Raw genomic sequence first — 13,278 nt, 5'->3', positions numbered from 1 at the left:
CATCCCTCACGGCTGGCTCGGACTCATATGAAAGCTCTAGACGTAGATTACTGCTACTCCTTCCCCGCCGTTAGAGGAATGCAAGCTGGTAGGCCGTTTTACATCGCAACCTGCCCTATGAGAATTATCCCAAAGATATTCAGTTTCGATGAAACTGAAGTCCCCCCGGAGCTACGTGCTCAGAGAACATTAAATAAGACGCGTATACCGGAAATGGTGAAATACTTGCTGGACAATCCGGATGACTATGTATTTTCCGCATTGACAGCATCAATAGCAGTCGACATAAATTTTGAAGAATATCCTGCATCGCATAATTTAGGCACTCTCAGAGTGCCAATGGACGCACAGATTCTCATCAATGATGGGCAGCACAGACGCAAAGCGATTGAACAGGCGTTAGAAGAACGACCCGAATTGGGTCAAGACAATATTCCAGTATTGTTCTTCGTTGATGAAGGACTGAAAAGAAGCCAGCAAATGTTTGCAGACTTGAACAAGCACGCCATTAAGCCTAGCCCGTCACTAGCAGCGCTTTATGACCATCGCGATCCTTCCTCTGAGCTTGCACGGGAATTAGCACGGAACACAGTTCCTTTCATCGGATTGACCGAGATGGAGCGCTCTAGCGTGTCGGCGCTTTCGAGTAAATTATTTACCCTTAGCAGCATCAAGCAAGCGACACGTTCGCTGTTAGCAAAGGGACCGAAAGAAGGATTCACGCCAGAAGAAGCCTCCCTCGCAATCAAATATTGGGAGTCTCTTTATGAGTACATGCCTGACTGGCAAATGGCGATGAGCAAAAGCGTATCTCCTGCACACCTTCGACAAGAATACGTACATGCGCATGCAGTTGGACTGCATGCTCTAGGGCTACTAGGTAGAAGCTTAATCGAAGAAAAACCTAACACCTGGGTATCTGAGTTAGCGAAACTTCGCAACGTGGACTGGAGGAAAACAAATCCAGAATGGCTTCGTAGAACCATGTCACACGGAAAGTTAAGCAAGACTACTGCTGCGATTAGGCTAACTTGTAATTCACTAAAAATAGCCATGGATTTACCTCTATCCGAAGAGGAAAAAATCCTTGAGCAGCAGTTATCAGGAAGTAAGTAAAATGCTATCTCACGCACATGACTTAGCCGATTATGAAGATTTCATAAATAATGAGCTTTTTGCTGGAAAACCACTGGCGGAATGCATATCTGAAATACAGCGAATCTATTGCCATGATGCACGCCCGTGGATCATAGGCTACAGCGGCGGGAAAGACTCCTCTGCTGTCACCACTTTGGTTTACCTAGCTCTGTTGGGGTTACCGCCAGAGTTGAGAACTAAAGAAGTATTCATTGTAACTTCCGACACTCTCGTAGAAACTCCAGTAGTCGTAGATCTAATCAAAAACAGCATGCGGCTGATTGAGAGCTCGGGAGTGCGCGATGGATTGCCAGTATCCCAACACGTAGTAACTCCGAAAATCAGTGAAACATTTTGGGTGAACTTACTCGGCAAAGGCTATCCTGCGCCGAGCAGAAATTTTAGATGGTGCACAGAACGGATGAAGATCGATCCGGTCAGCGAGTTCATTAAAGACAAAATTAGTAAGCATGACGAAGTCGTCATCCTGCTGGGGGCTCGCAGTGACGAAAGCTCATCTCGTGCCCAGGTGATTGCTAAACATAGAATCGATGGGTCAAGGCTAGCTCGTCATACAACATTACCCAACGCATTCATTTACACACCTATCGACACTTGGAACACCGACGAAGTTTGGGCCTTATTGAGAGGGGCATTCAGATATACGCCCGATGATATTGAAGAGTGGGAGACGCCTTGGGGAGGTACTAACCGTCCACTGTGGTCCTTATATATGCAGTCCTCAAGCCAAGGCGAGTGCCCGCTTGTAATCGACGAGAGCACTCCTTCATGTGGTAACTCCAGATTCGGCTGCTGGACATGTACAGTTGTAACAAAAGACAGGGCGATGGAGAATCTGATTCAGAACGGCGAAGATTGGATGCTACCGCTCCTTTCTTTCAGAGACGTGCTCGCTAAAACGACTGAGCCAGATCAGAAAGGCATCTACCGTAACTTTAAACGCCGAAACGGGCGGGTTACATACCAAAATGCAAAAGAAGGTGAGGATATATCAACAGTACGTAAACACACTCCTGGCCCGTACTGGTTGAAATACAGAAAAATCTGGCTTCAAGAGCTTCTCGTCTTAGAAAGAAATTTAAATGAATCGGGCAAAAAAATTGAGCTAATCACTGAAGCTGAACTGCACGCAATTCGGCAGCATTGGCTCAGGGACCCTAATGAACCCGATTGGGCAGATGAGCTTCCAAGAATTTACAAAGATGTATTCGGCAAAGACCTTCCGTGGGTTATTGATGATCAGTCCCAATTTGATCAATTCGATGCGCAACTATTAACACAAGTGTCGAGTGAGTACAGCGTATCAGCTGAAATGGTTATGAAACTTATTGAGCTGGAAGTATCTATGGAAGGCTTGAGCCGCCGACATGGGATATTCGACAAAATTGAAAATATTCTTTCCAAAGATTGGGGCTCATTGGAAGAAATCCAAGAAAGCCACGGCGAGCTTCAGAAAAAGCATGAGAAAGATCTTCACAAGCTTGATATCGAGAATATTGATGCTGAGCTGAGTTCGGTAATTAAACAGATGCACGCTATCGAGGGTGTAACTGGGGAGATCAACGATGATAATTAAGAAACTGATCATGAAGGATTTCAGGGTATTCAAAGGCACCCATGAAATTGAATTATCCCCCAGGAAATTCGACAATCGCCCTATAGTACTGTTTGGAGGATTGAATGGTTCGGGGAAAACTTCTATTTTGACAGCTGTTAGGCTTGCGCTGTATGGCCGACTGGCTTTTAGCGAAGTACATAGCGCGCAAGAATACGTCAACAAACTTGAATCGCTAATACACAATGACTGGAACAGCAATCAGGGGCAGCGTGAAGCGTCAATCACTCTTACGTTCACTTATAACAAAGATGGAGTTGAGTCGGAATTTACCGTTACGCGTTCATGGGTAGCCGGAGAGAAAGATAAATTAACTTTATCCCAGGACGAATCTGCACTGACTGAGTTAAATTACGATCAGTGTCAAGGTTTTCTTAACGAGTTAATTCCAAGCGGGATAGCAGATTTATTTTTCTTCGACGGTGAAAAAATTTCCGAGCTGGCAGAGGACAGCACCGGTAAAACATTGCAATCAGCGGTTAGACGGCTGTTAGGCTTAGACCTGATTGAAAAACTCCGGAACGATCTTGTTATTTTCTTGAAACGCCAAGCTTCAAGAGAAACAGAAGAAAGCTACCGAAGTCAACTAACTGACCTAGAAGAAAAAAGCGAAAAATTAGGCTTCAGTGCGGAGAATTACAGATATGCAGCGGATCTTGCTAAGATATCTATGAATCTCGTCGAGGCGGAAATAAGGAAACAGGAAGGGCTACTAACCGCTCAAGGCGGCGCTTTCGCTGCGTCTAAAGCGGAAGAGCAAGCGAAAGTTGACGGGCTGATTAAGGATAAGAATTTTCTTGAGCGCTCAATAAGATCCGAACTTGAAGGTCAACTTCCGTACGCGCTCGCTCCGAATGCGATCAAAAAGCTGATTGCAGAGCTAAATCATGAATCTCAAGTTAAGCAGGCCAATACATTCGAAAATCAAGCAAATGTCTTCTTTAAGCATTTGCAAAAATCCGAATCGTTCCATAGCCAAAGGAACAAAAAGGAAATCGTCGAGCTTTTAGAGAAAAACCTTGGTGACTACCTCGGAGCTAAGCCTTCTGGATCGGTTCATTTCGATATTTCTGAGCGCGAACTTGGTGTTATCACACACACTGGTACTGTTGAAGCATCCCAATCCCTGGCTCGTTTCATTGACTGTAGGAAACGCTTATCTTCGACAGAGCAATTACTAGAGCAAGCAGCCGCAAATATTGATCGAGCCCCCGATGATGAGCAGCTTCTAAACGTTTTTCAAAAAATCAGAGACCTTGACAAGAAACGGCAAGAATCCGCTGACGAATATAAAAGCATGCTTGCCCAAGCCAAGCAGGCACTGTCTGATCAGCTGGATTGCAGCCGAAAGCTTCAGAAGATGCATGATAATAGACGTAGCCAGCATGATGCCAACGCTGCTGTGATCAATGCCGAGCGAACCTTATCAATGCTTGAAGCGTACGCTGAGTCCTTGACGAGAGCACGCGTCAAGAAATTAGAAAGTAATTTTGAATTGGCTTACCAGCGTCTGGCTCGTAAGAAAGACCTTCGCATTCATGCGAAAATCAACTCGTCAACCTTTGACGTTCAACTCCAAGATAGCGATGGCAATATAATTGATCGCAATTTGCTGTCAGCTGGAGAAAAGCAGATATACGCGCTTTCAATACTTGACTCGCTGGCAAAAACATCAGGAAGACAGCTCCCCGTCATCATTGATACTCCGCTGGGGCGGCTGGACTCCCATCACAGAGATACGCTTATTGCAAACTACTTCCCAAATGCAAGCCATCAGGTGATTATTTTGTCAACGGACACAGAGGTCCATAAGGAATACTTCCTAAAAGAATTGGGCCACTCGATATCTCGCTCTTATCAAATTGAGTTCGATGAGAAAAGTAGATCTTCGGTTCTGTTGGAAGGATATTTCTGGGCCAACAATAATAAGGTGGATGACTATGTTGCCTAATCGTATGCAGTTATCTTCGGAGACCGAGGAACAGCTGAAAAAGCTAAAAGCATATACGGGCATTACACCTAATATTGCTGCCAGAATAGCTTTTTTTAGGTCGATTGAATCTGGTTTTTACTATGTCGCAGATGACAAAAAAATAGACGGCACTCTCATACTGGATAAAGCTACTTGGCTAGGTGATACAGCACTGCTCACAGAAATGCTGTTGAAATCCAAATATAAATCTTTCGATCCTAAACAAGCGGCGAAAGCTTGGGCCGCGCATGTTCACGATGGAATCTCCGCATTACGAAACCATCGGAGTCTTAAAAGCTTTGTGAACTCAATATAATGAATAACTACACCATAGAGCTAATAAAGCTCAATGGTGTAGTTTTTTCGACCGCCGAATTTTAGCCCAACTCTAGCTCCCAAAATGCATGATCACGCATCTTGACGACTTTTTTATCACCATCTACGTATAGGCTATAGTGTTTATCGAGCTTTCGAATTTCCTCCATCAGTCGCTCTTGATCACCTTTGTCATCTTTATTGAAAAGTGCTTTCACATCCGCGTTTCTAATCTCAGCTACACGATGAATCACCCAGGTCAGAATATATGATGCATAATTATTCTCACCTGTCTTGAAGTGCGTGATATCTTGCGTAGATAGTATTACACCCACGCCGTACTCTCGGCCCTCTTTGAGAACTTTACGGAGACTTTGAAAGTCTTCCTTCATAAAGTTATCAGCCTCATCGACCAAGATCATTTTTGTTATTTGACGGTAATCCCCTTGAATAGTAGGTTTTCCATTTTTCTGCATCTGCGCATAGAAAAGATCCAGAGTGAGGGCGACAACTAGATTTTGGATCTGTGGAGAATAGCCTGCTAATTCGATCACAATGACACCGTTCAGCGTGTCATAAAGTGAAGAAACCTTCTGAGGGTCACTTTCGAAAATTTCATATGTTGCCAAGCTATCTAGAGCTGCATACAGAGAGTCCTCTTCAACCTTTTCCTGCGCTAGGAATCGATCCCATACCATCGAAACGGTTGGGCACGCCTTTGTCCACGTTGAGGAATCAGTTGTTATGATTCCAGCGTTCTCATAGGCTTCCAGAATGATTTTTCGCAATCTGAGTTGTTGCTTCTGACCCAAACCAAAAGCCTGAGCCAACGTTTCAGAAAATGCATTGGCGGTATGGACTGGTAACATTGGCATAGAGCCATGAAGACTAAGAGGATTGAATGGAAGTCGGTATAACTTTAGGGACTTTACCGAATTCGCAGTTACAAATTCCTGGTCTACATAATCAGACTTATAGTCAAAAATCAAAAGCCCAATTGGTGCCCCATCTACATTGCTCGGAGCGCCTCTAATTAGCTGCGTGATCAACGACTTATTAAACTGTGTCTTGCCTGTACCCATCGTACCGATGATGCCAGTATTAGTGTTCATGAACTTGCTGGTGTTAGTAGGTTCCCAAATGAGCGGTCTTCCCTGTACAGCATCATGGCCGAACAGTACGGTGAGTGATTTCGGTGTGCTTTCGGTCGACTGGACTGGCGGCTGGATCTGCTGCATCTCAGGCGCTACAATCGAAGGATCATCTTCAACAGTGACAGCCGACATGTGAACAGCATGATCTGCCGCATCAACTGAATTATCGCCAGATAGGACGTACTCTGAAGGAACTTTACAAGATAATACCAGCTTATCCATCTCGTCTGAAGATTCAGCAGCGATCAGACCACCCAGCAATGAGTAGGGCAGTTCAATTTGGAGTATGTTCGGCTCGCGCATCTTGTAAGATGGGCCAAAGCAACAATCGCTATCTACATGAGCCATTGTGAAACCGTCTGGATAGTCTATTAGATCCTTAATCAAGTAATCGCCGGATAGCCATTCATGTCGGTTAGCTAGCAGGTCATCTGTCTTTTGGCTTGTACAAACCTGATACAAGTTAAACTTCTCAAGCTGAATAAATATTTGTCTTGCGAAGAGTGATCGATATAGTTTACCAGCCAAAGTATCGGGCCCCAGGACCTCCTCCACTAAGTACCTTTTCAGCTCAGCAGCCTGCTGCGCTGCATACTCAAAATCGGGTCTCGCACCCGTTTTGACCTCTAAGGGTAGAAGATACATACCAGAGGCATGGAAACCTACGAAAAGAACATCGTCAGAGATTGCGCCTTTTTTATAGCCATTTAGGCGTCGAGAAAATTCGCTTTCGCTCATCTTGAGGCCTACATTGCCGGAGACGCGAATCATTTCAGCAACCGATAACGGGACCCAGCATATTTCCGACTTCCTCAGCATGGCGCTAACGAACTTGTAAGCACCAATAATACCGTGTTTTTCTTTTCGGTCTTTTGGAGAAGCCGTCATCATTTTTAACAGCCACTCTCCGTTAAATGCATTGAACTCGGAAAGCAACCTGTCGCTATTGACACTCGAATCAGTCTTGATAAGTCGTTGAAACAACTCTATCTGTTTTGTTACAGTGATCGCATCATAACCAGCGCTGCTAGTATATTGGTCAGAGTAATGAATTAAGACCACATCTTTTTGGTTTGCAAAGAAATCCAGAGTCACTTTTGGATCAATGATAGTTGTCCAAAGCGCGCTATCATACGAACACGTAAGTAGATCCTTGAAGTCAGCGCTTACAGCAAGCCCAATACCATTTCCTAAATACTGAGCATTTGCATGCCTAGAAGGTTTCCATAATACGCCTAATAATCTGGCGATGCGTAAGCTTTGTATGCCGCTGGTATCTACGTCACGAAGTCCAAACGCGGTAAAGTAGCTATGGCCATTAGTTTCGGCTGCCTCCCCACAAATAAGGCCATTGCATAAGACACCACTTAACTGTGTATCAATATTAACTTCCTGCTTATCCACAGGAACATCGTTATTGAAAAATGCTAGATGAGCATACTCCATGTAACCAGGCGTCGCAGACGTTTCAAATTTACTGTAGGTTACCCGACTACGCACAAGGTCTATGAGTGCATCCGCCTCAGACTTTGCCGATTGAGGTTTAAGCCCTAGCAGCTGATGGGCTTTATCATAGGAACCTGCCTCGGAAAATAGATCGAAGTAGTTATTGCTTAACTCTCGATCATAAAAGTTTACATGTAGTGAGCAGCTAGACCCTAGTGAGTTGAAGTTGAAGAAATCCACTATACCTAAGAATAGCTCCTCAGCTTGAGCCTGGTTAATTGCGTTGACAATTAAACGACTATTATTACCAATAGTAAATAGCCGTGCATAAGCTTGGGTGAACTCTGATATTTTATCTTTCACCAGTCTTCTAACGAAACTGTTACTGCTTTTCCGCTGGGGGACAATATCTATCCAGAATGGGTTGTCTTTAACAGGAACAAGGTTCGCGTAATCCGATTCGCTATGATACGTGTAGGGCAGAAGTCCGGAAGCAGAAAGCCGCTCTAAAGTGACTTCTGGCAAATCATAAAAAGATAACGTTCCAGCTGCATCACGCTCAAGGATTATCTCGTTTACGAGGCTCAAGTGATACGAAAGAATCAGTGGATGGATCGAAGAAAGCCTTTCACAACCCTCGCTGCTTGTATGGCAACCTATATGCAAAAGAGAACGGTCTGATGCGGTCAATACTTTGTTTAGTTTTATTTCCGCAAGCGCCGTCTCATATGAGTTCAGTAAAACCTGCACCAGCTTCCGGTATTCATCCCCCCACGCACATAGACTTGGTAAGGTTTTGTGATCATCATAGTATCCGAAGAGGTCAGCATAAGCCTTATGGAGTTCATCAAAATTTCCAACCAGCTCATTTAATACGATTATTGATTCGGGTGACTTATGCAATACGCGCTCTGAGACAAAATGATCCTCAAAATCCAGCAGCTGACCGCGTAATCCTGACACACCATGTTCCGAATTGTTAACAATTATTCTACGCTTAGCTGAATTGTACTCACCGTTCCCGTCATCTTTAAAGAGCCTTGTATAACGTTCACGATCGAAGAGAAGCGGTGTTGTTACACCATTATCTACAGTAGCACCTTCAATATTTAATAAAATCTCACTTCCTGACTTGGATAGCCAGAACTGAATTACGTCCGTTTGGTTAGCGAAGACATCAAAATCGACTATTCCATATGAAGAACAGTCCACGATATCTTGCGCTCCCTTTAGCGACCAGACGTGGTTTAGCGCACTATTGACGGTAACCTTGTTCTCATCCAGTTGCAGAGTCAGCAGTTTCTTGGATGGCTCAACCTTGAAGTAATTTTTAAAACCACTAAAATCGAAAAGCCCACCCTCAACCATCAAGCATCTGAATCGATATTCTTCGGTACGATTAGAGCGTCTAATTTCGATACTGAAGTATGCTACATTATCCGTAGGTATAACAACTAACCTGGCCCTGCTTTTACCGCCCGATTTAGAAACTTCTGTGTCTAGAGATAGCTCGGATGAAGATTGAGTTATTTTAATTTCAGACTCTTTTAAATCTGTGCCTGAAAAATCCAGCTGGATAACTGCCCCGGCGGATGTGCTTTGACGTATTAGCAGAAGGCTAACATCTCTCTGTCCGGCTTTAGTACCGCTTTTAGCTCTTTCGAAATAGGTACAATCCTTGATATTTATCTTATCTAATACGAGCTTAGGCGCTTTGTTTGAGTCTAATTCTGCTTCGTATACGCCGAAGTCGACATCGCGCCAATTAGTAGCACCTTCGAAATTGTCTTTAATAAACTTCTGGCTAAACTTAGGTAGCGCGCTATCCAATTGATCGCCGTAGTGCAAGACACTGAACTCTATTTCACGCCTTAAGGCCCTATTTTCATCGAGTCTGCGTTTTATCTGAGCTGGCTGTCCCGTCATACCCAAGACAATAGGGTCATTAAACAAGCCCAGTTCTTTAAATTCGATAACCCCATCTGAAAGCGATTTGTATATAGAGGTAAAACCAAATACTGTAGCGCCTTCATCAAGTATAGAATCTAACTGATCCTGGAGCAGAAAGTTAGACAGCGAGGCATGAGGTGACGCGTGAGATATGAGCGCTTGCAATTCGCCCTGAAAAACATAAGGACTCCAAACTGCTCCCTTTCCAGCGACATCCATAGCGCTGTTGATAAGTGTATCCAACATGCTGTTATGAATATAGAAGAGCGCAGTATTTTTGAAGATCCCGCTTTGACTGGCAACTTTATCCCTTAAGTGCGATATGTAGTTTTCTGTGAATCCATCGACATCTGCTCCGTGCATCACGGGAATCAATAAGACGCCCTGCACCTCAACATAGAACAGTTTCTGGCCGTTAAAATCTAAGGGCGCCACGCAATAATAATCAGTGAAGGCGCTATGTAGCCTACTGGAGTTCTCATCGTCGGGAGACTTAAACTGATATCTTGCGCCCGCTTGCACGTTGTTACCAATATAACGTAAAAGGCACTCAACTAAAAACTTTTCAAATGGTTTTACGGACATATACGGCGTCTCCACTATCACTCATGCGCTCGATATTACCCATGCGTTCGTAGAATGACACGAGTACTTGCTGTGACTGGCTGTCAAGATAGAAGCCGCGTCGCTCGAACTGCCCCACTAACTCATGAAGACGCAGTTTTTCTTGGCTTCCAATAGAAAGATTAGTCAACAAAACTAGTTGGTCTTGATTAAGTACGAGTACCTTGCCCGCCCGGCCCCTATTCACAATAAAGTCAGCGCCGAGCTGACCTTCAAGTTCAAGCATGTATTTCTTATTAACCCCAGAACGATGGCTCTGGAGAACCCGAAACTGATCCATCGCAACTGCTTCAAGATGTTGGAAAACATCTTCAATTGTCGTAGACAGTTGAGCTGGCGGTAACATCCTAAGAGCCCTAAAGGCACTTACGTAGGAATTCAATTGGTCTAATATTTGAGAACTGTTGGGATGTTCACAGCACTCCGAATAGACCTTCCACAGGGGCCTCTTGGGGCCATCGATCTGCAAAACCTCTAATGTCGACAGCATTGGAAAAAGGTATTCCGACGCTTTAGAGAACATTTTATAGCCATAATTTTGCACCATAGCGCGTTCCGAACTTGCTTTTTCATTGTCGAGTAAAAAATAGATTTTTCGACTTTCTGGCTGACCTTCACGCCATGCTCGCATATTCAGCGCTAACTGTGAGCAATAAGAAAATGAATATAGCCGAAGAGTATCTTCGAGATGCTCCATCAAGAAGTTAGGCTTGGAGCACAGGAAATCAATATCCTCTCTAAACGCGGACGCTAGATATGGGAGATATGAAATCTCCACAGAGAAGGTATCCTTCTCAAGCAAGTCAAGTTTTTGTACAAAGATCTTGACTAGCTCATGCTCAAGAAAATTTAAATCCTCATGGAGACCATCGCCTGCCTCATGTTCACCTATCAGTCCCGCAAACAAAGCACCCATTCGCCAGTTTGGAGCCCCGAGTTCAATTTTTCCTTTCCCCCTGAACTGGGCTTTGAATAGCAAAAATACTGGGGAAACTTTGAGCACTCCATCAGTAGAGAAATACATATCCTCAATCACGGCCCAGTAACTAGAGTCTTCAAGAATATTATCAAATCTCACTTTGCATTCAGCCCGGAACTCATCGATGCTGTATGACTTTATTTGCTTTTTTAAGATGTAGGCAAGGACGAGCCCTGTAATCTTAGACCAATCAAACTCATTGCCTTTGTTTCTCAACGGAAAATAGCTATCAAGCTTGTTCACATCTGATGGTTTCAAACTTTCTGGGATCGGATACATTATGCTCCCCTGCTAAATATGATCATTCCATCGTCCATCTCTGTGGCGTAGCTATTACCTGCTGAGTAAATCTTTAATCGCCCTTGTTTTTTTGCTATGATCTTTATTTTTTCAACAATTTCGTCAAGCAAAACAACGGCATTTTTGTCATACTTGTTGGGTCTATAACCTAGGTTCAGCTTAGTTAGCAACTCAAACAAACTCATGGTCACGGCAAATTCGCTCAATGATGTATCAAATACTTTGAGCGTTGCATAAAAATGAATGCTTTTTCTTCTACGGCTCAGCGTTGAAAGCTTATCGAAGTCAAATCTAATATCTACTTTTGCCGCAAGTTTAGATGAGCCATAATAACCAAGAAATATCTCGTTGTTAGACCCAAGCATCTCGCTAGCATTTCTGTTCGCATATCGCAATATTCCCGCAGTAAACATGCCCGTATAGTATTTTCTTATTGTAATTTTGTCGGGTGCGGCCCCATCATAATTGGAATGGAGATTCCAGATCTTTGAGTATTCCAGCAGGGTTGTATCGGCGAACTCCGCCAAAAACTGCCTATGGTAATTATTCGCTATGTTCTCATCGCGAAGCAGGCTGAATAGTCTAATCAGAGAGACAGCGTCACCTGGTTTAGGAGTCGCTCGGTTAAAATAGATGTTCAGATTGGAAAGCTTAGCGACAAACACTTCAAGTTCAGGGTCAGGCAGGCCCAACTCGTAACGTAGAATGAAATCATCGAGTTTTTTAGTTCTCAGCAATGCAGGATCAAACTCTGCCGTTCGTTCTATTAACTCGTTTGCTCCAGCCATATACAGGTTATCGAACAGGTAGGCATCAGAGGTGAGCAGGTGGTGTAGTAAATCCAGTATCGCGCGTGTAGTGATGAACTGATCTTTTAAGAGCCGCGCTTTAAAAAGCTGTGTAATGATAACTTTTCTTACACCTGGAAGCCCTAGTAAGTAAAAGTTCGCAACTAATTTACTTTCTGAGACATCAGATTCTGACTGCCTAGCACTTAAGTAAAATGGATTTTCTGGTGATTGTTCAGAGAGATTATGAAGCAGCTTTTCGGTGAATTCAGAAAACTCCCCGTCGTCGTTAAATTTAAATTTTGAAAAACTTTCAAAATCTAAGAAGTGAAAGCCACCTATCTGATCCAGGCCTTCACGAAGAAAAGATGTAATTTTGTCTTTTATCAGGGAGTGACGCTCTTCTCCCTCCTTGGCATAATTGGCAAGCATACCAATATTTATCCCTAGGATCAGCGGTCGTGCTGCGCTCACAAATTGATCAAATAATCTATCAAGCGCTTCGATGGCTGTTTCATGCGCGGAAAAGCTATGTGTTGCGTCTAGATGGAAAACACATCTATCTTTAAAAGTGTTAAACGCGCGAGTCAGGATTTCGGACTTTCCATCTCCGCTGCTGCCACAAAGAAATATAATCTCACCTCTATTGAGTTTGCTTGCCCTTTCTCGGAATTCTTTTTCTATTTGCTGCTCAACATATAAACGGTCTTTATACTGATCTAAGTCATCTTTGCTTCGTTCGTTCACAGTACTTACTGAGAATGGAGAAGATTTACCTAAGACGCTTAAAGCTTTTCTGAGAGGTATGTGCATTTGATTACCAATAGATTCACTAGGATCATTTCTTAATTTCCCGGCGCATGGGTATATCTCACGCTGCTGCTAACAAATACGGCATTCTAGATATCCCTTCCAAAAAAAAACCAGGTGCGCTGATGTTCTAACTATTTCCTACAGATCTGGAGTACACCGGCACG

At 43.7% G+C, this 13,278-nt stretch carries 7 protein-coding genes; 4 read left to right on the top strand and 3 right to left on the bottom strand.

All coding sequences use genetic code 11. The features are described from left to right. Window positions 1–27 precede the first annotated feature (27 nt). The 4 genes from dndB to dndE are packed head-to-tail and all read left to right on the top strand — an operon-like array spanning window position 28 to window position 5,061. A complete protein-coding gene (gene dndB / locus E1K68_RS23750; protein WP_212614737.1) occupies window positions 28–1,116 on the top strand; it encodes a DNA sulfur modification protein DndB in 1,089 nt (362 codons plus the stop codon). Next, window positions 1,088–2,734 carry a DNA phosphorothioation system sulfurtransferase DndC gene (gene dndC / locus E1K68_RS23745; protein ID WP_244858835.1) on the top strand — a complete coding sequence of 549 codons (1,647 nt, stop codon included), beginning with the start codon at window positions 1,088–1,090 and terminating at the stop codon, window positions 2,732–2,734. The genes dndB and dndC overlap by 29 nt, the downstream gene beginning before the upstream one ends. Further along, window positions 2,724–4,724: a DNA sulfur modification protein DndD gene (gene dndD / locus E1K68_RS23740; RefSeq protein ID WP_212614736.1), complete on the top strand. Its 2,001-nt coding sequence runs from the start codon at window positions 2,724–2,726 to the stop codon at window positions 4,722–4,724. Before dndC ends, dndD begins: the two co-directional genes overlap by 11 nt. Then, window positions 4,714–5,061 (top strand): DNA sulfur modification protein DndE, encoded by a 348-nt coding sequence (dndE, locus tag E1K68_RS23735; RefSeq protein WP_212614735.1) that lies wholly within the window; start codon window positions 4,714–4,716, stop codon window positions 5,059–5,061. The genes dndD and dndE overlap by 11 nt, the downstream gene beginning before the upstream one ends. Window positions 5,062–5,122: 61 nt before the next feature. On the opposite strand, the gene dptH is transcribed toward dndE, so the two are convergent. Genes dptH through dptF form a run of 3 tightly spaced genes read right to left on the bottom strand, consistent with a single transcriptional unit; the run spans window position 5,123 to window position 13,114 of the window. After that, window positions 5,123–10,195, bottom strand: a complete 5,073-nt coding sequence (dptH, locus tag E1K68_RS23730; protein ID WP_212614734.1) for a DNA phosphorothioation-dependent restriction protein DptH — start codon at window positions 10,193–10,195, stop codon at window positions 5,123–5,125. Continuing rightward, window positions 10,176–11,492, bottom strand: coding sequence for a DNA phosphorothioation-dependent restriction protein DptG (gene dptG / locus E1K68_RS23725; RefSeq protein WP_212614733.1), 1,317 nt, complete (start codon window positions 11,490–11,492; stop codon window positions 10,176–10,178). Before dptG ends, dptH begins: the two co-directional genes overlap by 20 nt. After that, the gene (gene dptF, locus E1K68_RS23720) at window positions 11,492–13,114 is read right to left on the bottom strand and encodes a DNA phosphorothioation-dependent restriction protein DptF (protein ID WP_212614732.1); all 1,623 of its coding nucleotides are present in this window, start codon (window positions 13,112–13,114) and stop codon (window positions 11,492–11,494) included. The genes dptG and dptF overlap by 1 nt, the downstream gene beginning before the upstream one ends. Window positions 13,115–13,278 lie beyond the last annotated feature (164 nt).

The sequence above is a fragment of the Pseudomonas sp. B2021 genome (assembly GCF_018135665.1).
In the GTDB taxonomy this organism is placed as follows: domain Bacteria; phylum Pseudomonadota; class Gammaproteobacteria; order Pseudomonadales; family Pseudomonadaceae; genus Aquipseudomonas; species Aquipseudomonas lactis.
The sequence above is the reverse complement of the archived record's forward strand: the minus strand, read 5'-3'. Positions and strand labels throughout refer to the sequence as shown.

Bases quoted from the DNA above. Each gene is read 5' to 3' on its own strand.
- dptG (WP_212614733.1), bottom strand. From the start codon at position 11,492: ATGTATCCGATCCCAGAAAGTTTGAAACCATCAGATGTGAACAAGCTT.
- dptH (WP_212614734.1), bottom strand. From the start codon at position 10,195: ATGTCCGTAAAACCATTTGAAAAGTTTTTAGTTGAGTGCCTTTTACGT.
- dndB (WP_212614737.1), top strand. From the start codon at position 28: ATGAAAGCTCTAGACGTAGATTACTGCTACTCCTTCCCCGCCGTTAGA.
- dptF (WP_212614732.1), bottom strand. From the start codon at position 13,114: ATGCACATACCTCTCAGAAAAGCTTTAAGCGTCTTAGGTAAATCTTCT.
- dndD (WP_212614736.1), top strand. From the start codon at position 2,724: ATGATAATTAAGAAACTGATCATGAAGGATTTCAGGGTATTCAAAGGC.
- dndE (WP_212614735.1), top strand. From the start codon at position 4,714: ATGTTGCCTAATCGTATGCAGTTATCTTCGGAGACCGAGGAACAGCTG.